Source organism: Mangrovicoccus sp. HB161399 (assembly GCF_013184745.1).
GTDB lineage: Bacteria > Pseudomonadota > Alphaproteobacteria > Rhodobacterales > Rhodobacteraceae > Mangrovicoccus.
In genome coordinates this window covers 18873-41185 of record NZ_JAATVU010000054.1, presented here as the reverse complement: position 1 = coordinate 41185, position 22313 = coordinate 18873, and the positions used below count along the sequence as shown (strand labels likewise).

The 22313-nt window shown below is 68.7% G+C and carries 22 protein-coding genes; 7 read left to right on the top strand and 15 right to left on the bottom strand.

Annotation, left to right across the window (positions count from 1 at the left end):
- Positions 1-118: 118 nt before the first annotated feature.
- Together HCC78_RS23295 and lon are read right to left on the bottom strand one after the other, a co-directional pair.
- The gene (locus HCC78_RS23295) at positions 119-328 is read right to left on the bottom strand and encodes a hypothetical protein (protein WP_172331187.1); all 210 of its coding nucleotides are present in this window, start codon (positions 326-328) and stop codon (positions 119-121) included.
- A gap of 323 nt (positions 329-651) precedes the next feature.
- Entirely contained in the window at positions 652-3060 is a 2409-nt protein-coding gene (gene lon / locus HCC78_RS23290; RefSeq protein WP_172331186.1) for an endopeptidase La, read from the bottom strand.
- 313 nt (positions 3061-3373) lie between these two features.
- Between lon and zapE the strand changes: the two genes are divergently transcribed.
- Positions 3374-4513 (top strand): cell division protein ZapE, encoded by a 1140-nt coding sequence (zapE, locus tag HCC78_RS23285; RefSeq protein WP_172331185.1) that lies wholly within the window; start codon positions 3374-3376, stop codon positions 4511-4513.
- 108 nt (positions 4514-4621) lie between these two features.
- On the opposite strand, the gene HCC78_RS23280 is transcribed toward zapE, so the two are convergent.
- Genes HCC78_RS23280 through HCC78_RS23270 form a run of 3 tightly spaced genes read right to left on the bottom strand, consistent with a single transcriptional unit; the run spans position 4622 to position 6883 of the window.
- Positions 4622-5950 carry an MATE family efflux transporter gene (locus tag HCC78_RS23280; RefSeq protein WP_172331184.1) on the bottom strand — a complete coding sequence of 443 codons (1329 nt, stop codon included), beginning with the start codon at positions 5948-5950 and terminating at the stop codon, positions 4622-4624.
- On the bottom strand, positions 5943-6443 hold the full coding sequence (locus HCC78_RS23275) for a PaaI family thioesterase (RefSeq protein WP_172331183.1): 501 nt from the start codon (positions 6441-6443) through the stop codon (positions 5943-5945). Before HCC78_RS23275 ends, HCC78_RS23280 begins: the two co-directional genes overlap by 8 nt.
- Positions 6440-6883, bottom strand: coding sequence for a PaaI family thioesterase (locus HCC78_RS23270; protein WP_172331182.1), 444 nt, complete (start codon positions 6881-6883; stop codon positions 6440-6442). The genes HCC78_RS23275 and HCC78_RS23270 overlap by 4 nt, the downstream gene beginning before the upstream one ends.
- A gap of 133 nt (positions 6884-7016) precedes the next feature.
- On the opposite strand from HCC78_RS23270, the gene HCC78_RS23265 reads away from it, so the two are divergent.
- The 3 genes from HCC78_RS23265 to HCC78_RS23255 all read left to right on the top strand — a co-directional run bounded on the left by HCC78_RS23265 (position 7017) and on the right by HCC78_RS23255 (position 9830).
- Entirely contained in the window at positions 7017-7418 is a 402-nt protein-coding gene (locus HCC78_RS23265; RefSeq protein ID WP_172331181.1) for a MerR family DNA-binding transcriptional regulator, read from the top strand.
- Between the two features lie 155 nt (positions 7419-7573).
- Positions 7574-7972, top strand: a complete 399-nt coding sequence (locus tag HCC78_RS23260; RefSeq protein WP_172331180.1) for a MerR family DNA-binding transcriptional regulator — start codon at positions 7574-7576, stop codon at positions 7970-7972.
- A gap of 88 nt (positions 7973-8060) precedes the next feature.
- A complete protein-coding gene (locus tag HCC78_RS23255; RefSeq protein ID WP_172331179.1) occupies positions 8061-9830 on the top strand; it encodes an acyl-CoA dehydrogenase C-terminal domain-containing protein in 1770 nt (589 codons plus the stop codon).
- Between the two features lie 49 nt (positions 9831-9879).
- On the opposite strand, the gene HCC78_RS23250 is transcribed toward HCC78_RS23255, so the two are convergent.
- Positions 9880-10674 (bottom strand): SseB family protein, encoded by a 795-nt coding sequence (locus HCC78_RS23250; protein ID WP_172331178.1) that lies wholly within the window; start codon positions 10672-10674, stop codon positions 9880-9882.
- A 75-nt stretch (positions 10675-10749) separates the two neighbouring features.
- Positions 10750-11043 (bottom strand): 4a-hydroxytetrahydrobiopterin dehydratase, encoded by a 294-nt coding sequence (locus HCC78_RS23245; RefSeq protein WP_172331177.1) that lies wholly within the window; start codon positions 11041-11043, stop codon positions 10750-10752.
- A 185-nt stretch (positions 11044-11228) separates the two neighbouring features.
- Between HCC78_RS23245 and HCC78_RS23240 the strand changes: the two genes are divergently transcribed.
- Positions 11229-12362 carry an alkylphosphonate utilization protein gene (locus tag HCC78_RS23240; RefSeq protein ID WP_172331176.1) on the top strand — a complete coding sequence of 378 codons (1134 nt, stop codon included), beginning with the start codon at positions 11229-11231 and terminating at the stop codon, positions 12360-12362.
- A 13-nt stretch (positions 12363-12375) separates the two neighbouring features.
- On the opposite strand, the gene HCC78_RS23235 is transcribed toward HCC78_RS23240, so the two are convergent.
- From HCC78_RS23235 to HCC78_RS23225, 3 genes are all read right to left on the bottom strand, one after another.
- A complete protein-coding gene (locus tag HCC78_RS23235; RefSeq protein ID WP_172331175.1) occupies positions 12376-13947 on the bottom strand; it encodes a hypothetical protein in 1572 nt (523 codons plus the stop codon).
- 264 nt (positions 13948-14211) lie between these two features.
- A complete protein-coding gene (locus HCC78_RS23230) occupies positions 14212-15249 on the bottom strand; it encodes an AraC family transcriptional regulator (protein ID WP_172331174.1) in 1038 nt (345 codons plus the stop codon).
- A complete protein-coding gene (locus HCC78_RS23225; protein ID WP_172331173.1) occupies positions 15246-16427 on the bottom strand; it encodes a sodium:proton antiporter in 1182 nt (393 codons plus the stop codon). The genes HCC78_RS23230 and HCC78_RS23225 overlap by 4 nt, the downstream gene beginning before the upstream one ends.
- A 167-nt stretch (positions 16428-16594) precedes the next feature.
- Here HCC78_RS23225 and msrB point away from each other — a divergent pair, with 167 nt between their 5' ends.
- Together msrB and HCC78_RS23215 are read left to right on the top strand one after the other, a co-directional pair.
- Positions 16595-17050, top strand: a complete 456-nt coding sequence (msrB, locus tag HCC78_RS23220) for a peptide-methionine (R)-S-oxide reductase MsrB (RefSeq protein WP_172331172.1) — start codon at positions 16595-16597, stop codon at positions 17048-17050.
- Between the two features lie 149 nt (positions 17051-17199).
- Complete coding sequence (locus HCC78_RS23215) at positions 17200-18090, top strand: delta-class carbonic anhydrase (protein WP_172331171.1); 891 nt, start codon at positions 17200-17202, stop codon at positions 18088-18090.
- A 14-nt stretch (positions 18091-18104) separates the two neighbouring features.
- On the opposite strand, the gene HCC78_RS23210 is transcribed toward HCC78_RS23215, so the two are convergent.
- From HCC78_RS23210 to HCC78_RS23190, 5 genes are read right to left on the bottom strand one after another with little or no spacing between them, the layout of a single operon-like run.
- Positions 18105-18440 (bottom strand): cupin domain-containing protein, encoded by a 336-nt coding sequence (locus HCC78_RS23210; protein WP_172331170.1) that lies wholly within the window; start codon positions 18438-18440, stop codon positions 18105-18107.
- Positions 18437-19105, bottom strand: coding sequence for a cysteine hydrolase family protein (locus HCC78_RS23205; RefSeq protein WP_371743915.1), 669 nt, complete (start codon positions 19103-19105; stop codon positions 18437-18439). The genes HCC78_RS23210 and HCC78_RS23205 overlap by 4 nt, the downstream gene beginning before the upstream one ends.
- Positions 19102-20625, bottom strand: coding sequence for an ABC transporter ATP-binding protein (locus tag HCC78_RS23200; protein ID WP_172331169.1), 1524 nt, complete (start codon positions 20623-20625; stop codon positions 19102-19104). The genes HCC78_RS23205 and HCC78_RS23200 overlap by 4 nt, the downstream gene beginning before the upstream one ends.
- A complete protein-coding gene (locus HCC78_RS23195; RefSeq protein WP_172331168.1) occupies positions 20622-21299 on the bottom strand; it encodes a cysteine hydrolase family protein in 678 nt (225 codons plus the stop codon). Before HCC78_RS23195 ends, HCC78_RS23200 begins: the two co-directional genes overlap by 4 nt.
- Positions 21296-22312, bottom strand: a complete 1017-nt coding sequence (locus HCC78_RS23190) for a formamidase (protein ID WP_172331167.1) — start codon at positions 22310-22312, stop codon at positions 21296-21298. Before HCC78_RS23190 ends, HCC78_RS23195 begins: the two co-directional genes overlap by 4 nt.
- Position 22313: the final 1 nt, after the last annotated feature.

Genomic DNA, 22313 nt, shown 5'->3' with positions numbered 1-22313 from the left:
ATCTCGCTTATCCTCCTGAACTTACGTCAGAAAGATAGGTGCCCCGAATGCGCGGCCTGCATCAAAATTGAGTCAGAGCCCCCTTTCAGAGCCTATCGCCCGGATGCCGGGGGACTTTTCAATGCTGAGCCAAAGCCGCAAGCAGGCGGCGGTTCGGGACCCTCTCTGCCCGGCGGTTGCGCTCGGCTTCGCCGACCTGCCGCTCGAGCTCGGTGACGGGCCGCTCCAGTGTCCGCAGCATGCCGATGCCGTCGAAAAACCGCGCAGCAGACGAAAAGGACCCAAAGTTGGAACGTTGTTCCGCATGGCGCCAGGAACGCTGGAGCATTCGGAGCGCCATCGCGCAGGCTCGGAGCCGTTTCCACGGGAGCGGCGACGCGGGCATGCGTGGGATTTCCACCAAAATCTGTCGCCCGCGGTCGTGCAGGCCCGCGGCATCGCGATAGCCGGGTGCATCGACCTGTCGCCCTGGGCAATGCTGCCCGCCGCCAGCCTTTCGCCAGCCGCGTCAACTCTCTCGGTGCTCCAATGCCCAAGGATGGCAGCCTGGACCCGTCCGCCGCCAAGCATCCCGCCGATGCGGAAACGCCCCCGCCGGAAAGGCGGGGGCGCTGGATGTCCGTGTCCGGGGCGCAGCAGGCCGCGCCTCGATCAGTGGGCGGTGGTCGCTGCCGCCGCCGCGCCTGCCTGGGCCAGCGCCTGGGCGGCGGCCTCTTCGGCCTCCTCGTCCCATTCGATCGGCTCGGGCTGGCTGACCAGCGCGTGCCTCAGGACTTCGGTCACATGCGCGACGGGGATGATCTTCAGCCCCTCCTTCACGTTGTCCGGAATCTCCGGCAGGTCCTTGGCGTTCTCCTCGGGGATCAGCACCGTCTTGATGCCGCCGCGGAGCGCCGCCAGGAGTTTCTCCTTCAGACCGCCGATCGCCAGAACGTTGCCGCGCAGCGTCACCTCGCCGGTCATCGCGATGTCCTTGCGGACCGGGATGCCGGTCAGGACCGAGACGATGGAGGTCACCATCGCCACGCCTGCCGAGGGACCGTCCTTCGGCGTCGCGCCCTCGGGCACGTGGACGTGGATGTCCACCTTGTCGAAGCGCGGCGGCTTCACCCCGATGGCGGTCGAGATGGAGCGCACATAGCTGGACGCCGCCTCGATCGACTCCTTCATGACGTCGCCGAGCTTGCCGGTGGTCTTCATGCGGCCCTTGCCGGGCAGCTTCAGCGCCTCGATCGACAGCAGGTCGCCGCCCACCGAAGTCCAGGCAAGGCCGGTCACGACGCCCACCTGGTCTTCCTTCTCCGCCAGGCCGTAGCGGAACTTCTTCACGCCGAGATACTCTTCGAGCGACTCGGGCGTGACGTCGACCGTCTCGACCTCTTTCTTGACGATCCGTGTCAGCGACTTCCGCGCGATCTTGGCGACTTCGCGTTCCAGGTTCCGCACGCCCGCCTCGCGGGTGTAGTAGCGGATCACGTCGGTCAGCGCCTCGGGCTCGAGCTTGAACTCCTTCGCCTTCAGCCCGTGATTCTTGACCTGCTTGGGCACCAGATGGCGGGTCGCGATCTCGCGCTTCTCGTCCTCGGTGTAGCCCGCGACGGAGATGATCTCCATCCGGTCGAGCAGCGGCCCCGGCATGTTGTAGCTGTTGGCCGTGGTCAGGAACATCACGTCCGACAGGTCGTATTCGACCTCAAGGTAGTGGTCGACGAAGGTGCCGTTCTGTTCCGGATCGAGCACCTCCAGCATCGCCGAGGCGGGATCGCCGCGGAAATCCTGGCCCATCTTGTCGATCTCGTCGAGCAGGATCAGCGGGTTGGTGGTCTTGGCCTTCTTCAGCGCCTGGATGATCTTGCCGGGCATGGAGCCGATATAGGTCCGGCGGTGGCCGCGGATCTCGGATTCATCGCGCACGCCGCCCAGCGAGATGCGGATGAATTCGCGCCCGGTGGCCTTGGCCACCGACTTGCCCAGCGAGGTCTTGCCGACGCCGGGCGGGCCGACGAGGCAGAGGATCGGCCCCTTCAGCTTCTTCGAGCGCTGCTGAACCGCGAGATACTCGACGATGCGTTCCTTGACCTTCTCCAGGCCGTAGTGATCGTCGTCCAGGATGTCCTGCGCCTTGGCGAGGTCCTTCTTGACGCGGGATTTCACGCCCCACGGGATCGACAGCATCCAGTCGAGATAGTTGCGCACGACGGTCGCTTCGGCCGACATCGGAGACATCTGCCGCAGCTTCTTCAGCTCGGCATCCGCCTTCTCGCGGGCTTCCTTCGACAGCTTGGTCGCCTCGATGCGCTCCTCGAGTTCGGCGATCTCGTTCGCGCCGTCCTCGCCGTCGCCCAGCTCCTTCTGAATGGCCTTCATCTGCTCATTCAGGTAGTATTCCCGCTGGGTGCGCTCCATCTGGGACTTCACGCGGGTCTTGATCTGCTTCTCGACCTGCAGGACCGAGATCTCGCCCTGCATCAGGCCGTAGACCTTCTCCAGCCGCTCGGCGATCACCAGCGTCTCCAGAAGCTCCTGCTTCTGCTGGACGTCGACGCCCAGATGCCCCGCGACCAGGTCGACCAGCTTCGCCGGGTCATGGGTCTCGGCGACGGCGGTCAGCGCCTCTTCGGGGATGTTCTTCTTGACCTTGGCGTATTTCTCGAACTCGCCCGAGACCGAGCGCAGCAGCGCCTCGACCGCGGCGGTGTCGCCATGGGTCTCGTCGAGCACCTCGGCGGAGGCCTCGAAATAGTCGGGGTTGTCGAGATAGGCGGTGATCTTCACACGCTTGCGGCCCTCGACCAGCACCTTCACGGTGCCGTCGGGCAGCTTCAGGAGCTGCAGCACGTTGGCCAGCACGCCGATGCGGTAGATCGCGTCGGTAGACGGATCGTCCTCGCTGGCATCGATCTGCGAGGCCAGCAGGATCTGCTTGTCCTCGCGCATCACCTCTTCCAGCGCCTTGACCGATTTCTCGCGCCCCACGAAGAGCGGCACGATCATGTGGGGGAAGACCACGATATCGCGCAGCGGCAGGACGGGATAGGACGGGCTGAGGGTATCTGTCATGGTTCATCCTTCGTGGCAGCGGACGGGAGTCCCTAGGCTAGGCAACTCCCTCCTCTCCGGTAAGGTTTCGTACATGGTACGAAGCTCCCGGTCTTTCAAGCATCGCCAGAGCCTGCCCACCACCATGGATGGAATGCAGGGCGCTGGCAAGATGGCCCCGGAGACATTTCCGGAGCCTTCGGGACAAGGTTAACAGGGCCTTGCGAAGCGGCTGAAATTTAGCCGCAGCGCCCCTTTCCCGCGCGTCCCGCGGATGCGGCAGCGCGGCACAATGGCGGTTCCCCCTGCGGCGCTTCCGCGCTAAATGCGGCGCATGACCGAGCTCAAGTACATCTATTCGACCCGTGCCGCAGAGGGCACCATCCGTCCGGACTCCGCGCAGGAGGCGGTCCTGCCGGAGTTCGAGCGAATCCGCGCGGGGCTGAACGCGCCGCCGCCGAAGCGCGGGCTGTTCGGTCTGGGATCGAAGAAGGCGCCCGAGCCGGTCAAGGGGCTGTATCTCTGGGGCGGCGTCGGCCGCGGCAAGTCCTTCCTGATGGACCTCTTCGTCAGCCACGTGCAGGTGCCCAAGCGCCGCGTGCATTTCCATGCCTTCATGCAGGAAATCCACGCCGGGCTGAACGAGGCGCGCAAGGCGGGCGCCTCCGACGCGGTCGTGCCGGTCGCCGACAAGATCGCCGACGACGTGCGGCTGCTGGCCTTCGACGAGATGACCATCACCGACATCACCGACGCAATGATCGTCGGACGCCTGTTCGAGCGGCTGTTCGAGCGCGGCGTGACCGTGGTGACGACCTCCAACCGCCATCCCGACGATCTCTATAAGGACGGGCTGAACCGCCAGCTCTTCCTGCCCTTCATCCAGGAGATCAAGGAACGGCTAGTGGTCTGGGAACTGGTCTCTCCCACCGATTACCGCCAGGACAGGCTGGCGGGCGAGCAGGTCTATTTCCATCCCGCCAACGCCGCCGCGCGCGAGAAGATCGACGCGATCTGGCACGAGATGACCGGCGCGCCGCGGGTGCGCGGCGACGCGCCCACCAAGGGAACGCGGATGGCCGAGCAGCGCCACCGCAGCGGCGAGGAGCTGGTGCTGAAGATCAAGGGCCGCGACGTCGTGATCCCGCGGTTCCGCAACGGCGTCGGCCGCGCCTCCTTCTGGGATCTGTGCAGCGCCATGCTGGGCCCGGGCGACTACCTGGCGATCGCGGGCGCCGTGCGGGTGCTGATCCTCGAGGACGTGCCCCGGCTGGGCATGGAGAAGTTCAACGAGGCGAAGCGCTTCGTCACGCTGGTCGACGCGCTCTACGAGGCGAAGGTCAAGCTGATCGTCTCGGCCGCCGACGAACCGGAGCGGCTCTACATGGACGGCACCGGCAGCTTCGAGTTCGAGCGCTCCGCCAGCCGCCTGCGCGAGATGCAGGACAAGGATTGGGCGACGGATCCGGGTTGACGCCCCCGGTTCCGCCTCCCTGCCCCGGCGCTGGCCGGGGCTGACGACGGACGTACCGGAAATCCGGGAAGGGATCCGCCGGAAACCGGCAGCATCGCTAATGCAGCCCTAACGCCCTGCGGCGCGCTCCAGCGCCGGATAGCGGAAGCCGAGCGCCGCGCCGCGGGCGATGTAGGACACGCATTGCGCCGCCCAGAGCCCGTGATTGCCGAAGACCGGGATCAGCGCGAAGGCGGCGCCGAAATAGACGGCCGTGGCCACCAACATCATGTTGCGCATGTCGCGCCCGCGGGTCGCGCCGATGAAGATGCCGTCGAGCATCCAGGGCGCCACGCCGAGAACGGGCACCAGCGCCATCCATGGCAGGTATTCGCGTGCCTCCTCGCGCACCAGCGGCGCGGTGGTCATCAGGTCGATCAGCGTCCCGCCCGCCATCGCGAAGCCCAGCGTCAGCAGCGCGCCGACGGCCAGCCCCCACTGGCTGCACATCACCGCGGCGCGGCGCAGCCGCCAGCGGTCGCGCGCACCCATCGCCTGGCCGACCAGCGTCTCCACCGAGAAGGCCAGCCCGTCCAGCGCGAAGGCGGTGATCGAGATGAACTGCATCAGGATCTGGTTCGCTGCCAGCGGCACCTCGCCGAAGGCCGGCGAGAAGAAGAAGACGAAGCTGATCACCACCGACAGCAGCAGCACCGAGCGGATCATGATGTCGGCATTGACCGAGGCCATGTTGGCCAGCCGCGCGCGGTCGAAGATCCGCGCCCGCCCGCGCCAGGCAGCGCCGCGGAAGGCGTCGCGGCAGAACCACAGGCCCACCGCCAGCCCGGCCCATTCGGCGGCGAAAGTCGCCCAGGCCACGCCCTCGACGCCCCAGCCGAGGCCCAGCACGAACCACAGGTCCAGCAGGATGTTGACGCCGTTGATCGCCACCTGCCCGACCAGCACGGCGCCCGCGCGCTCGTTTGCGATCAGCCAGCCGATGATGCCGTAGCTGGCGATGATCGCCGGGGCCGACCAGATGCGGATCGCGCAATAGGCGCGGGCCATCTCCTGCACGTCCGGCGTCGCTGTGGACAGCCCGAAGGCAAGATGGAACAGAGGCAGCTGCAGCGCGATCAGCGCCAGCCCCGCCGCGCCGCCGATCAGCAGCGCCCGGACGAGCAGCGCCACCAGTTCGCCGCGGTCGCCCGCGCCGAGCGCCTGCGCGGCCATGCCGGTCGTGCCCATCCGGAGGAAGCCGAAGATCCAGTAGAAGGCGTTGAGCAGCGCCGCGCCCACTGCGACGGCGCCGATCGGGGCGGCCGCGCCGAGCTGGCCGACGACGGCGGTGTCGACCGCGCCGACCAGCGGCACGGTGGCGTTCGACAGGACCATCGGGCCGGCGATCCGCCAGACCCGTGCATGGGTCAACGGCGCCGCCGCGACCGCGTCACTCATCCTGCGGCATCAGGAAATGCCCGGTGGCCTGGGCAAAGAGGCGGCTGCGGTTGTCCTGCCAGGCCTCGACATGGACCGAGGCATAGCGGCGGCCCGACCGGTTCACCCGCGCCCGCGCATAGGCATCGCGCGGCAGGCCCGGCCGCAGGAAATCGGTGGTGAAGTCGATCGTCTTGGGCATGCGCAGCCGGAAGCCGGGATCGCGCAGCGCCTCGACCGTGACCTCGCCGGTCTCGATCTGCTGCCAGAGCGGCCCCCAGGCCAGCTCGATCAGCGCGGTGACCTCCAGGAAGGCCGAGGTGACGCCGCCATGCAGCGCCGGGCCCTGCGGATTGCCGATCAGGTGCGGCGCGTAGTTCAGCAGGCCGGTCAGCTCGTCGCCGCGCCGCTCCATGGTCGCGCCGATGAAGCGCATGTAGGGGATCCGCGCCTCCAGCGCCTTCAGCGCGGCGTCGCGGCGTTCCTTGACGACTTGCATCGGTTCCGGGCTCATTGTCCTGCCCCCCTGCGTCCGCTGGCGGTGAAGGCCCCGGTGGCGGCCGCGACCGGGCGGTCCCCGTCACCCTCGGTCCAGGCCTGGGCGCGCACGAAGGCGACCGTGCGGGTCACGTGATAGCATTCGGCGCGGGCGAAGATGGTCCTGCCGGGCTGGGCGGGGCGCATGTAGTCGATCCTCAGATCCAGCGTCGCCGTCGTCGCCTCCAGCATGTCGGGATGGGTGATCACCGCCCCGCCGCAACAGGTGTCCATCAGGGTCGAGACCGCGCCGCCATGGATCACCCCGGTCTCGGGATCGCCGACCAGCTCTGCGGACCAGGGCATGGACAGCACCGCCACGCCCGGCTCGACATGCTCCACCTTCAGCCCCAGCGCGCGCGCCTGCGGCAGCTCCTCGGTGAAGCTCTTCATTTCTTCGAAAGCATCAGGGCCCATGGCGATTCTCCTGTGCCAGATATTGTGGCAAAGAGGCGTCAGGTCCATATCCATGACGTAGGGTCCGTGACGCAGCGTGCCGAATTGCCTCAGCCGGACCGCCCGGATAGCGTCCAGACAAGGGAGGACCGACATGACAGCCGATTGCGGCGGGAGTCCGCGACTCAACTTCAAGGAGATGTGCGCGAAATTCGACGTGACGCCGCGCACGCTGCGCTATTACGAGTCCATCGAGCTGCTGTTCCCCGAACGCGAGGGATCGGCCCGGTTCTACGGGCCGCGCGAACTTGCCCGCATGACGCTGATCCTCCGCGGCCGCCGCTTCGGCTTCGCGCTCGAGGAGATCCGGCAGTGGCTGCTCATCTACGAGGAGAAGGGCACCGATGCCCAGATGCAGGCCTGGGCCGAGCTTGCGACTCGCCAGCTGGAGACCCTGGAGGAGCAGCGCCGCCAGCTGGGCGAGACCATCGAAGAGCTGCGCGAACTCCGCGACCAGGCCGCCGCGCGGCTGTCCCGCCATGACCTGGATGCATAGCTTACCCTTGGTCACTTACCTGCAACTTGTTTTGACACGCCAATTCTTTGCCGTGACGTGACGTTCCGCTTACGTAGGGGTCAAGTGGTGTTGTAACCGCCTTACGCAGAGTACATGTGCCGCCGTGTCTACTGGCGGAAACAAGAGAAAAAGCAATGACGCAAGAAGAAACGATGACCATCCGTGCCATGTGCGACGCCTTCGGCGTGACCGCGCGTGCGCTGCGGTTTTACGAGTCGAAGGAACTGCTCGGACCGATCCGCATCGGCCAGAAGCGGCTCTACACGAAGCGCGACCGCGCTCGGCTGAAACTGATCCTGCGCGGCAAGCGCTTCGGCTTCAGCCTCGAAGAGATCCGCCAGCTCCTCGACCTCTACGATCCGAACGACCGCCACGGCATCCAGATGCGCGAGGCCATGCGCCTCGGCCGGGTGCACCTGGCGGAGATGACCGAGCAGCGCGACGCGCTGAACCAGGCAATCAACGACCTGCAGCAACAGCTCGACTGGGGCGAGGAGCAGATCGCGGATCTGGGAAAGACTGAGGCGGCCTGAGCCGCTTGGCGCAGCCCCCCGTCCAAGAGGGGGCGCGCCGCTTTTTCGGAGGCCGGACCGAGCGGTCCGGATAGCAGGGAGAGAGACCATGCCGAGCTATGCGGCGCCCACCCGGGACATCCAGTTCGTGCTGCAGGACGTGCTGCGGCTGGGCGAGAGCCCGCTGCCGGGCCATGCCGATCTGGATGCGGACTTCACCGCCCAGGTCCTGGAAGAGGCCGGCCGCCTCGCCGTCGAGGTGCTGGCGCCGCTGAACCCGGTCGGCGACCGGCAGGGCTGCCGGCTGGAAAACGGCGTGGTGCGCACGCCGGACGGCTTCAAGGAGGCCTACCGCGCGATCTGCGACGGCGGCTGGATCGGCCTCGACTGCGACCCGGATTACGGCGGCCAGGGCATGCCCTACGTGCTGAACTGCGCGGTGGGCGAGATGTTCGTCTCCGCCAACATGGCCTTCAACATGTACCAGGGCCTCAGCCACGGCGCGATCTCGGCGATCCATGCCCATGGCTCGGACGAGCAGAAGGCCACCTACCTGCCGAAGATGGTCGAGGGCAGCTGGTCGGGCACGATGAACCTGACCGAGCCGCATTGCGGCACCGATCTGGGGCTGATCCGCACCAGGGCGGAACCGCAGGCGGACGGCAGCTATTCGATCACCGGCCAGAAGATCTGGATTTCGGCGGGCGAGCACGACCTCACGGACAACATCATCCATCTGGTGCTGGCCAAGATCCCCGGCGGACCCGAGGGCGTGAAGGGGATCAGCCTCTTCATCGTGCCGAAATTCCTCGTCAACGAGGACGGCTCCCTCGGCGACCGCAACGGCGTGACCTGCGGCGGGCTCGAAGAGAAGATGGGGATCCACGGCAACGCCACCTGCGTGATGCATTACGACGGGGCCAAGGGCTTCCTGATCGGCGAGATGCACAAGGGCATGCGCGCCATGTTCACCATGATGAACGAGGCAAGGCTGGGCGTCGGGCTGCAGGGACTGGCGCAGGGCGCGGTCGCCTACCAGAACGCTGCCGCCTTCGCGAAGGACAGGCTGCAGGGCCGCGACGTGACCGGCGCCAAGAACCCGGGCGGTCCGGCCGATCCGATCATCGTCCACCCTGACGTTCGGCGCGGGCTTATGATGCAGAAGAGCTTCGTCGAGGGCGGCCGCGCGCTCGTCCTCTGGGGGGCGACGCTGATCGATGCGGCCCATTCGGGCGACGACGACGCCGAGGCGCTGATCTCGCTGCTGACCCCGGTGATCAAGGGCTTCCTGACCGACAAGGGCTTCGAGACCGCGGTGCTGGCGCAGCAGACTCTGGGCGGCTCGGGCTTCACCCGCGAGTGGGGGCTGGAGCAGTTCGTCCGCGACGCCCGCATCACCATGATCTACGAGGGCACCAACGGGGTGCAGTCGCTCGACCTCGTGGCGCGCAAGCTGCCCGCGCAGGGCGGCAAGGCGCTGATGGCCTTCTTCGAGATGGTCAAGGCCTTCTGCAGGGAGAATGACGGCGAGGAGATGGCCGCCTTCACCGGCCCGCTCAAGGCCGCGTCGAAGGACCTGCAGGCGGCGGGCATGTTCTTCATGCAGTCGGGCATGAAGGATCCGAACGCGGCGCTGTCCGGCAGCTACGACTTCATGCATCTCTTCGGCCATGTCGCGCTCGGCCTGATGTGGGCGCGGATGGCGAAGGTGGCGCTGGAGAAGCTCGCGGCCGATGACGGCGATCCGGCCTTCTGGCAGGCCAAGCTGGCAACCGCCCGCTTCTACATGGCGCGCCAGCTGCCCGCGACGGCCATGCATCTTGCGCGCATCCAGTCGGGGGCGGAACCGGTCATGGCGCTGGAGGCGGAGGCGTTCTGAGCCGCCCCGTCCCGGCCGCCGCGTCGGCACCTTCTCCGGTCCTCGAGGCTCAGCGCAGGATCGGCGGCGCGTCCGGATTCATGCCGGGCGCGGCGCGCTGCACCCGCTCGGCAGGTTTCGGCAGGTCGAAGCGCAGACCGACCTTGGCCAGCTGCGGCGCGATCCCGTCCGATGCCGGGAAGAAGGCCACGTCCAGTTCGCCCGCCGCAAGCCCGGAGAAGATCAGCGCCTCGTGCACGGCGCGTGCCAGCGCGGGCTCCGCACCGGGCACCGCATCGACGAAGGCCAGCAGGTGGCCGTTGCGGCCGTCGGCATAGGTGACGCCCACCAGATAGGCCAGATCGGCCAGCCCGCCAGCCGATGCCAGCTTGCCGTCGAGCCCCTCGACCAGCGCTTCCGGCAGCCCCTTCGGCGCACGCACTTCCGACGGGCGCGCCTCGCCCTCCTCGGGACGGTGCTGCAGCTGCTCGTTGAGCCAGTCGACCGCCTCGGGCATCAGGATGATCGCCGAGGGCGCCACGTCGAGATTGACCCCCAGCCCGATCCCCTGCCCGGCCAGCATCTCGACCAGCACGCGGCCGGACATGCCGGCATAGGGCGCGATCTCGCCGGCGAACTCGGCCAGCCGCGCCTCGCGGTCGAAGACCAGCACGATCTGCCCCGATTCCACGTCGAAGACCCGCGGGGTGATCCTGTCGCCCTCGGCCTCGCGGTCGAGCAGCAGGAACAGCTCGGACGCGCCGAGCGTGCCGTAGAATCCAAGCCTCGCCGCATCCTCTTCGGGTGCGGCCTCCATCTTCGCATGGGCCAGGTCGAGCGGGGTCAGTTCGGCGGCATCGGTCATGGCAGGGGTCCTCCGGAGACTTCGCAGAACGTACTTTGCTGCCATGCAGCATGCAAGCGGACCCGATGAAGCGGGCTAGAGCGCCTCCATCGCGCGGGCCAGCGCGATGTCCTTCTCCGTCAGCCCGCCGGCGTCATGGGTGCTCAGCTCGACCTCGACCCGGTTCCAGACATTGCGCCAGTCGGGATGGTGGTTGGCCGCCTCGGCGGCGAAGGCCACCCGGGTCATGAAGGCGAAAGCCTCTGGAAATCCACGGAATCTGAAACTCTTGGCAATGGCGCCGGCGTCTCCGATCCGGCTCCAGCCCGCCTCGGCGAGGTCCGGGGCGATCTCCGCCAGCGGCGTTTCCGGCGCAATCAGTTCGGTCATGTCATGTCCCTCCTGTCCTGCTGGACGACCTAGCGCCCGCAGCCGCGCGCGCCAGCCCGCCCCCGTCGATGCCGCGGCGCGGCCAGAATGCAACAGGCCGCGCCGCTGTCACACCGGCGACACAGAGAATCGCTACCTCTGGCTGAAACCATGCGAGCGAGGACATGTCAGGCCAGCTTCCCCCCATGCGGTTCACGGGCGCGCGCATCCTGCGCGACGGCGCCCTGCAGGAACGCTCCATCGCGATTGCCGAGGGGCGGATCACCAAGGGTCCGCTGCCGGCCGTCGACATGAGCGGCTACCTGATCCTGCCGGGCGTGATCGACATGATGGCCGCCCGCCCGCTGCGCCGCGGCGGCTGGGACAGCTGCACGCAACTTCTCGAAGCCGCCGACAGGACCGGCGCCGCCCATGGCGTGACCACCCAGTGCCTGCAGCAGGGATGGTCCTGGGAGGGCCCCTCGGAATCGCCCGAAGCGGCGGAGGAACTAGCCGCTGCGCTTGCCGGGATGGCCGGGAAGACGCTGACCGACCTGCGGCTGGCACTGCGGATCGAGCACGCAATGGCCCGCAGCACGATGCGCATCCTCGAGCTGGTGCGCGGCAGCGGGATCGAGCTGGTGCTGTTTTCCAACCGCGCCGCGACGGCCCGCGACCTGCGCGATGCCGATCCGCCGGGCTTCGCGGCGCTGGCCGCGCGCACCGGCCGGGATGCTGCGGCGCTGTCGGAGGTGCTCGACGGGCTGGCCGCAGGCGCGCCGTCGGTGCCGCGGGCGCTCTGCGACCTGGCCGAGCAGTTCGACACCGCCGGGGTGATCTACGGCTCCGCCGAGGACGAGAGCGGCGAGGCCCGCGAACACCATTCGATGATCGGCGCCGGGCTCTGCATGACGCCGTCCAGCTACCGCGCGGCGGCGGCGGCGCGGGCGGTCTGCGATCCGGTGGCCATATCGGCGCGCGAGCTGACCGAGCAGCTGCAGACCCGCACGCTCGACCCCGAGCAGCTGGCGCGCTGCGACGCCATCGTCTCCGACGGGGCGCGGATGCCGCTGGCAGATCTGGCCCTCCACCTCGCCGAAACCGGTATCCTGCCGCTGCCGCGGGCCTGGGCGCTGGTTTCCGACCACCCGGCACGGCTGCTGCGCCTGCCCGGCCGCGGGCGGCTCGATCTGGGCGCGCGGGCGGATCTGGCCTTCGTCAACGAGGCGACGGGAAAGGTGGAGGCGACGGTCTGCGGCGGACGGCTGTCGCATCTCTGCGGCGCGGCCGCTGTCCGTTTCCTCGGCAATGCCCGGCCGCGGCAGATGGCGGCCGAGTAGCTGCGCCCCGGCCTCAGCCCCGGGCGGAGGCCACGGCTTCGGCCAGGCGCTGCGCCAGGCCGCGCGGCGGCACGTTTGCCAGCAATTCGATGCACAGGCCCAGAAGGCGGTCCTCCTGCGGCGCGGGCGACAGCTCCTGCGCCATGGCCTCGCGGACCGGGACCGGCAGGGACATGGCGGGAAAGCCAGCCCGGGTCCTGGCCCCCAGCACCGGCATGGGATGGATCTCCGTGCCGGCGGAGACCGAGGCGACCGGCCAGGACCCGACCTCGACATAGCGGCGCATCACCAGCGGCGGCACGGCATCGGCGCGCTTGACCAGCGCCTCGAACCGGCCGCGATAGCCGAAGAATTCCGGCCGGACATAGTCCAGCATCTCGGCATCCCATTCCTGCGACCGGCTCATCTGCAGGCTGGCGCGCGGCATCTGCCAATCCGGCAGGAGCGGCATGGCGTTGTCCAGGTCGAAGGTCAGCCGCGCGGTTTCCCTGCCGATGTTGCGCAAAATCAGGTTCCATTCGCCCGGCTCGGCACGGTTGCGGCCGAAGGCGGACAGCGCGAAGGTCGGCGCGAAGCCGATGACATGCGACAGGCGCGCTGCCGCCGTGCCGCTGCGCGGATCGGCGCAGACCTTGGCGGCAAGCCCGCCATTGCCGGTCCGGATTTCGCTGCAGCCCTCCTCCTGCTGTCGGCCGGTTACGATGTCGAGCCGCTCTCCCGACTGCGCCTGAAGCGACAGCGCGAGCGGCCCGCAAGCGCCGGATCCGGCGGATTGCTGCAGGTCGAGGAAAACCGGCGCGCTGCGCTTCTTTGGCAGGAGCAGGTCCATCCGCACCGCCCGGCCGGGCTGCAGGATGACGCTGGCATCGGCATATTCCTGGACGAAGCCGAGCTCGCCGACCAGCAGCGCGCCGCGCCCGGTGATCATCGAGAAGCGCTTCATCTCTTCCGAGAGCGCGCATTCCAGCCGCCGGATGGCGTTGCGGTCGAGGCCGAGCCCGGCGAGATCGAGCTGCAGCAGGAAGGGCCGTTCGCAGAGCGGGCGCGACAGCGCCTCCATGACGCCCTGCAGCCCCAGCAGGATCAGCGCGCCGGCCATCTCTCCGCCGATGCCGGGGGGAAGCTGCCAGCCGAGAGTCCAATGCGCGGGACCGCCCGCGGCCGGGAACGGTCCCGAGATCCGCCCGGCATCGAGCCAGGCCCGCGCGCCGCCTTCCGCGGCCAGCGGCACCTGAAGCCTGCGCACCGGACCGCGCCCCGCCCGTCCGGCCGCTACGGACAGCAGCAGCGGCACGTCCCGCGGCACGGCCTTCCAGCAGCTCCACCCCGCGCGGCCGAAGGAGGTTTTCCCGAGCGGCGGCAGCGGCATCGCCAACGGCTCCGGCGGCATATCCGACAGCCGGACGGCGTAGCCCGAGCGCGACGGCCTCAGCCAGGCCCCCGGCTCGCTGTCCAGCAGGGCGAAACCGGTGCCGTCCCCGCCGTCGCGCGACCGGACCAGCCAAGCCTGCGGCCGCGGAAGGAACGCGCCGTGGCGGCGGCTCCAGCCGCCGTCGCGATATGTGCCCAAGTCAGAACTCGCCATGACAGAACTTTCCAGCTCCCCAGCTTCTGCATTGATCATATCAGCATCACGCACCTGTGACGTCCATGCGGGAAATCATCCAGCCGGCATCCGGACGCTCTCACCTGCCCGATAGCCTGCCACTGCAATGGTGACCGTGGCATTAAGGGTTGCCGGAAAGGCGTTGCACGATGAAATCGCACAGGAATCGGGCAGGCTTGCCCAGACAGGGCGGAGTGCGACTCATCGCAGCTCCGGGCAGCGGGCCCTGCCGGAGGGCATCCGTCAGCGCAGAAGGTCGCTGCGATAGGCCCCCGGCGCCCGTCCGGTCCAGCGGCGGAAGGCGTTGGTGAAGCTGCTCTGCTCGGAATAGCCCAGCAGGAAGGCGATCTCGGCGAGGCTCAGCGTGCGGTCCGACAGCATCAGCTGCGCCTTGCGCCGCCGCACGTCCTCGACCAGCTCGCGGTAGCCCTGCCCCTCCTCGGCCAGGCGGCGGGTCAGCGTCCGCACGCTCAGCCCCAGGTCCTCGGCGATCAGCGCGACCGGCGGCGCGCCACCCTCGGGAAGATGCTCCAGCACTGCGCTTTCGACCCGGTGCAGCAGCCCCTCCTCGGGTTCGGGCGCGTCGCGCAGCAGCAGTTCGCCGTAGCGCTGCAGGTGCTTCAGCAGGTCGGGATCGTGCCGCCGCAGGGGCAGCGCCAGCGCCGCCGCGCCGAAGGTCAGGACCAGCCGCTCGCCGCCGGTATCCACCGGGCAGCCCCAGAGCCGCGCCAGCCGCGCCTCGTGGCCGCGCGCCGCCGAGGGCAGCTGCACGGCATCCGGGACCAGCGCGGTCCCGGTCGCGTTGCGGAAATCGGCGATCACCGAGGAGACCGCGAATTCCTGGTAGGCGGCGAGCTGAAGCACCCAGGGGTCGATGCTGCGGAGGATCCAGCGCCCGGTCTCGCCCTCGCGCGAGAAGTCCATCTGCAGCCCCGGCCGGGTCAGCCGCAGCAGCCGCGCCGTCGCCGCCATCGCGTCGCCGAGGCTGCGCGAGCCATGGAAGACATAGCTGACGATGGTGCTGGTCCGCCCCGGCATGCGCAGCCCCAGCTCGGCGGCGAAATAGGGATTGCCCATCTGCTCGGCGAAGGCGTGGAAGAACAGCGCCTCCTGCCGCTGGCCGATGGCGGCATCCTCGCCCTCGATGTCCGCCTCCTCCAGCCCGGCGGCGGCCAGCACCCGCGCCAGCAGGTTCGGACCCGCGCCGGAGACCTGGATCGCGCTGCGCACCCAGTCGGCCGGAACGGTGAAATCGCCGGTCCCTGCCCCGGCCGCGATCATCGCCGCGCCCTCGCGAAGCGCCGCGCCCCCGGCGCCGCCGTCACCCCGTGCAGCAGCGCGCTGATCCAGACCGCGTTGACCGCCAGATGCAGGATCGGCACCGCCTGCAGCGGATCGATGTCGGGCACCACCAGGAGCGCGAAGAGCGCCGTGGCCAGCCCGCGCGGCCCGAACCAGCCGAAGAAGATCCGCGTCCCCGGATCGGCATCGGTGCCCGCCAGCGACAGCCAGATCGCCAGCGGCCGCACCACGAAGAGGCTGAGCAGGATCACCGCCAGCATCCGCCAGTCCAGATAGGCCACCGCCTCGGGCATCAGGCCCAGCCCGATCAGCAGGAAGGCCGCCCAGGCCAGGATCTGCCCCTCCCCCTCGGCAAATTCGAAGATGAAGTCGGAGCGCGCGGTGGCGACATGGCCGAAGACCAGCCCGCCGGTGAAGGCGGCGATGAAGCCGTTGCCGCCGATCAGGTCGGCCAGAACGTAGCAGGCCGCGGCCATGGCCAGCGTGGCGATGCCCTCGAAGGCTTCCGAGGTGGTGCCTTTCGCAGAGGCGAGGTTCAGCAGCCGCGCGCCGATCCAGCCGACCGCGATCCCGGCCGCCGGTCCCAGCAGCACCTGAGCGGCCGCGAAGCGCAGCCAGTAGCCGGTCTCCTGCGTCTCCACCCCGGCGGCAAGGCTGGCCAGCATCAGCACGACCGGCAGCGCCAGCCCGTCATTCAGCCCGCTTTCCACGGTCAGCGCCTGGCGCTGGCGCTCGGGCACCTCCGGGTTCGATACCACCGCCTGTCCCAGCGCGGCATCGGTCGGCGCCAGGATCGCCGCCGAAAGCGCCGCCGCCGCCAGCGGCCAGTTCGGCGCCAGCGCGGCGATCATCCCCGTGCCGAACAGGATCGCCAGCGGCATGCCCACCAGCAGCATCCGCACCGGCCATTGCCGGTGGCTGCGCAGCTTGCGCAGGTCGGTGCGCGCCGCGTCGAGGAAAAGCAGCACGACCAGCGCCACCTCGGCCACGGCATGCAGCACATGGACTACCTCTGCTTCGCCGGAGCCCCCCGCCTGCGCCAGCAGGTATCCCATCAGGATGAACACGATCGGGGCGGTCACGATGGTCCGCGACAGGCGGCGCGCCATCAGGCAGTAGCCGGCCGTGACGATCGCGATGATGAGCGTGGCAGTCATGCGGGTCTCCGGATCTTCCAGTCTCTGCCGCAGGATAGGACAGCTCCGCGGCTGAGGTAAGCGTCCTGTCTGCCGCAAGGGCAGCAATGCGGCCAGCATGCGCGCCGGGGCTTGATGTTTCGTTCCCGAGACCCGAGATCCCTGCGGGAACCACAGGAGACGCAAGCATGACCGACGCGACGAAGGAAAAGGACGACGCGCTGTCCCGCCTGACCCCGGAACAGTACCGCGTGACCCAGCAGAACGGCACCGAGCGGCCCTTCGCCAATCCCTACTGGGATCTGAAGGAGCCCGGGCTCTATGTCGACGTGGTCTCGGGCGAGCCGCTCTTCGCCTCGGTCGACAAGTTCGACAGCGGCACCGGCTGGCCGAGCTTCACCCGCCCGGTCTTCGGCGATGCCGTGACCGAGCACCGCGATGCCAGCCACGGCATGGTCCGGGTCGAGGCGCGCTCCGCCGGGGCGGACAGCCATCTGGGCCACGTCTTCCCGGACGGGCCGCGCGAGGCGGGCGGCATGCGCTACTGCATCAATTCCGCCGCTCTGCGCTTCGTGCCCCTCGCCGAACTGGAGGCCGAGGGCTACGGCGCCTTCGCCGAGCTCTTCGGCGGCGCGGAGCCCTGATCCTGCCCCGGTCCGCTGGATTCGCGTAAAACCCCGCGGATTCAGCGGTCCCGGCCCATGGCCCCGGCAACCTCCCGGAAAGGCTCCGTCCGCCACGATGCTGCCACATTTCCGCGGGCAACCGCGCGGGCGCAGGAGGACGGGACATCATGCGGAGACGGAAGATCGCGGCGGCAGCTCTGCTGGCCGCAGCCCCCCTTGCGGCAGGGGGGGCGGAGCTCTGCCAGGGCTTCGGACCGCAATCGCCGCGCGACATCTCGCAGAAGGCGGGCGCGAACCAGCGGGTCTTCAACCTCGCGCCGCAGCCTTGGGCGATGAACCTGTGCAACATCCACACCCATACCTATGCGGAGCACAAGGGACCGGGTTTCAGCCTGCCCGCCCCGCCGCCGGAAATGGCCGATGCCGCCCAAGGCGCGGTGGAGATGGCCGCCAGCAGCCATGGCAGCGACGGCCATGGCGCGGCGCCCGCCGCAGCGGCTGCCCATGCCGAGCCGAAGGCCGGCTGGATGTGCAACGAAGCCGCCATGCTTTCGACGGCGGAACGCTCAGACCCCTGGGCCGGCGTCGGTCCTTTCGGCAATGTCGCGCCGGGCGACACGGTCGAGGTGCACTGGGTCTTCACCTCCTGCGACGTGGCGCCGGGCAAGAGCCTGGGCGCCTGCGTCAGCGATGCCTGCGTGAACCCGCAGCTGCGGGTGGAGGCCCAGGTGTTCATGCTGGTGAACGACCCCGAGGCCACCAGCTTCTCCGCCTTCGCCTATGCCGGGACGCAGCGCGGCGGGTTCCACCAGCCGAACGCGCTGCCGGCCGGAACCGGAGAACCGGTGGTCTATCACGGCTCCACCACCGGCCCGAGCTATACCGGGGCCGCATGCTCGCCCTACCAGGTGACCTGGAGCGTGCGCCCCGCCTGCATGAAGCTGAACCTGCTGTCGCTGCATGCCTGGGCCGCGGGGGGCAATGCCTTCGAGGAGGATCACAGCCACGGCGTGCGGGAGCTGGTGACCTCCGAGGAGCTGCTCGCGCCGATCCCCTGACGCGAGGCCGACGGTCAGTCCCCGAGGATCTCCACCGGGCGTTCCCACTGGATCAGCACGACGCAGCCGGGTTCCGACCAGACCGAATGCTCCGTGCCTTCCGGGTTCAGGATAAGGCTGCCCGTGCCGTAGCTGCCGCGCTCGTCCGACTGGGTGCCTTCGAGCACGAGGATGGTCTCCAGCCCGGCATGGCGGTGGCGCGGCACCCGCGCGCCGGGAGCGTAGCGCAGGAGCGCAACGGCCGGATCTTCGCGCCGGAGATGGCATATCTCGACGCCCTCGCGGAAGAATTCGAACTCCTGCGCGGCATAGCCGGTGGCGAGGCCGGGAAAGGCGGTCTTCTCGGTCATTGCAGGGCCTCCGCGATCTTGGCGGTGGGGGCGGTCCAGCCGACGATCGCGCCCTGGGCGCGGATCATGGCAAGGGCAGCCGCCTTGAATTCCGGGAAATAGCTGGCGGTGGCATCCTCGGCGAGCAGGCAGAGGAAGCCGCGGTCATTGGCCTCGCGCATCGTGGTCTGGACGCAGACCTCGGTGGTGACGCCGGCGAAGACCAGCGTGTCGATGCCGAGACGGGCGAGGTCGTCCGGCAGCGAGGTCGCGTAGAAGGCGCCCTTGCCGGGCTTGTCGATGACGATCTCGCCCTCGGCGGGATAGAGCTCGGGCACGATGTCGGCGCCCGGCTCGCCTGCGATCAGGATGCGGCCCATCGGGCCTTCGTCGCCGATCCGCAGGGACGGCCTGCCGCGGGTCCGCTTTGCGGGCGGACAGTCCGACAGGTCCGGCGCGTGGCATTCGCGGGTATGGATCACCGGCAGCCCTGCATCGCGGAAGGCCGCGATCAGCGCGGCCACGGTCGGCACGATGGCGGCGCAGGGGGCGATGTCGTTGCCCAGCGTCTCGCCGAAGCCGCCCGGCTCCAGGAAGTCGCGCTGCATGTCGATGACGACCAGCGCCGTCTTCTCGGGATCGAACTCGAAGGCGAAGGGCTCTGCGGAGGGGATGACGGCCATCATTGGTGCCCCGCCATGTAATGGCCGATCGTGGCGGTGTCGGCCCCGGCGATCGGCGTCTCGTAGGCGATGCGCCCTTCGGACATGACCAGCACCCGGTCCGCCAGCTCCAGGATCTCGTCGAGGTCCTCCGAGATCAGCAGCACGGCGGCACCGCGGTTGCGCGCATCCATGATCCGCGCGCGTATCTCGGCCACGGCGGTGAAATCGAGGCCGAAGCAGGGGTTCGCAACGATCAGCAGGTCCACCCGTCCGGTCAGTTCCCGCGCCAGCACCGCGCGCTGGACATTGCCGCCCGACAGCGAGGCGATCGGGCTTTCCAGAGAGGCGGTCTTGACCTTGTACTCGCCCACCAGCCGGTCGGCGAGCGCCTTCATGGCGGAGGGCTTCAGCCAGAAGCGGGTGCCCTCGCCATTCGCGTCGAAGCTCCTGAGCGCGATGTTCTCGGCCACGCTCATCTTCGGCGCGCAGGCATTGTGCAGCGGCTCCTCCGGCAGGACGCGCACGCCGAGCGTCCGGGTCTCGGACCGCGTCGCGGTATAGGGCGTGCTCTCGACCGTCATCGTCCCGGCCTCCAGCGGACGCTGGCCTGTCAGCATCTCCATCAGCTCGGTCTGGCCGTTGCCGGAAATGCCCGCGATGCCGACGATCTCGCCCTTGGCGACCTCCAGCCGCTCGATCAGGATGTCCTTCAGGCCCGAGCGGTCGCGCGCCTTGGCGCCGTCGAGCGCCAGCACGGTTTCGCCCCTCTGCCCCGAGCGGGCGGCAGGCTTGGCCAGGCTCTGCCCGCCCATCATCATGTCGGCCATGGCCTGGTGCGACAGGTCGGCGACCCGCCCCTGCCCGACCAGCCGGCCCCGGCGCAGCACCGAGACGTCGTCGGCATAGGCGGTCACCTCGCGGAACTTGTGGCTGATCATCAGCACCGAGATCTCGCCGGCCTCGCAGAGACCGCGCACATGGCCCAGGACCTCGTCGGCCTCGTCCGGGGTCAGCACCGAGGTCGGTTCGTCGAGGATCAGGAAGCGGCGCCCGAGATAGAGCTGCTTGAGGATCTCCAGCTTCTGCTTCTCGCCCGCGGAGAGCGTCCGCACCGGCCGGTCGAGCGGCACGGCGAAGGGCATCCTCTCCATGAAGGCGCCCAGATCGGCGCGTTCCTTGCGCCAGTCGATGATCTTCGGCGCATCCTCGCGCGAGATCACCAGGTTTTCGGCGGCACTCAGCGACGGGACCAGCGTGAAATGCTGGTAGACCATCCCCAGCCCCAGCGCATGGGCGGCTTTCGGATCGGCGATCTTCGCCTCGCGCCCCGCGACCAGCATCTGTCCCGATGTCGCGTGGTAGAAGCCCATCATGCATTTCACCAGCGTCGACTTGCCCGCGCCGTTCTCGCCCAGAAGCGCGTGGAACGTGCCCGCCGGTATGGCGATGGAAGCATTGTCGAGCGCGGTGAAGCCGCCGAAGCGCATCGTCATGCCAAGGGTCTCGACGCCGATCGCGCCGTTCTCGTGCTCCGTCTTCATGGCAGCGCCGCGATCAGGGTTTCGCTGTCGGAGACCGCGCCGAAGACCCCGCCCTGCATGGTCACCATCTTCAGCGCCGCCTCGTGGTTGCCCTTGTCCGTCGCGCCGCAGCAATCCGACAGGATCAGGCATTCGAAGCCGCGGTCATTGGCCTCGCGCATCGTGGTCGAGACGCAGACATCGGTGGTGATGCCGGTCAGGATGATGTTCCGGATGCCGCGGGTGTTGAGGATCAGCTCCAGGTCGGTGGCGCAGAACGATCCCTTGCCGGGCTTGTCGATGATCGGCTCGCCGGGCTCGGGATAGAGCTCCGGGATGATGTCCCAGCCGGGCTCGCCGCGCACCAGGATGCGCCCGCAGGGGCCCGCATCGCCGATGCCCGCGCCGATCTGCTGGCTGCGCCAGCGCTTGTTCGGCGGCAGGTCGGCCAGGTCTGGCCGGTGCCCCTCGCGGGTGTGGATGATGTGGTAGCCCTTTTCGCGCATCGCGGTCAGGACGGACTTGATGGGCCCGATCGGCGCCTGGGTCATCGACAGGTCATAGCCCATCTTGTCGACATAGCCGCCCTCGCCGCAGAAATCGGTCTGCATGTCGATGATGATCAGGCAGGTGTTCTCGGGCCGCAGGTCGCCGTTCCAGGGCCAGGCATAGGGGGTCGAGGCAAGCGTCGTCATTCCGCGGCATCCTTTGCTGGCTGGCCGTAAACGCGGGTGGGCGCGGCGAAGCCTTCGCCCGTGCCGTCGGTGATGCGGACCTCGTCCTCCCAGGGCAGGCGGTACTGCCCGGCGGCGAGATCGGTCATGTAGGTATAGGGGCAGTCCTGCGCGCCGCCCTTGACCGCGACATAGCCGCGATGGCCGAACTGGTAGATGTTGTTCTCCACCCCCCAGCCGTTGCGGGCCTCGCGGATCAGGTCGGGACGCAGCTCGGCGGTGATGATCTCGTCGGGACGGCCCGAGGTGCCGTGGGCGATCACCGAGCCGTCGAAATTGCAGATCATCGCCTCGCCCATCGAGTCGAAGGTCCCGTCCGATCCCGACATGCAGACATTCGCCGTCGCCATCAGGTTGCAGAAGGCGTTGGACTGGTTGGTGAAGCGCCAGCTGCCGCGGATCGGCGCGGTGTAGCCCGCGGTGCGGATCATGATCTCGGCGCCCTTGTAGGCGGTCTCGCGTGCCATTTCCGGGAACATGCCGTCATGGCAGATGATCAGCCCGATCTTCGATCCGTTCGGACCGTCGCAGACCGGGATGCCCTGGTCGCCGGGCTCCCACGGCTCCACCGGCACCCAGGGGTGCATCTTGCGGTAGTAGAGCTTGATCTCGCCCTGGTCGTCGATGATCAGGCCGGAATTGTAGGGCATGCCGCCAGGGTTCAGCTCCATGATGGAGAAGCAGCCCCAGATCCGGTTCCCGATGCAGGCTGCCTTGAAGGCCGCGACCTCGGGACCGTCGAGCCGGCACATGATCTCGGGATTGGTGTCCATCGACAGGCCGTGCAGCGAATATTCGGGGAAGACGACCAGATCCATCGTCCCCATGTTGCGCCGCGCCTTGCCGACCATGTCCACGATCTTCGCGGTTTGGCGCGCCAGGTCGTCCGGCGTTTCCACGACGGGAAGCTGCAGCTGCACGAGACCGATGACCACGCCGTTCGGGGATTTGTTCAGTCCGCCGAGTCCGTTCATG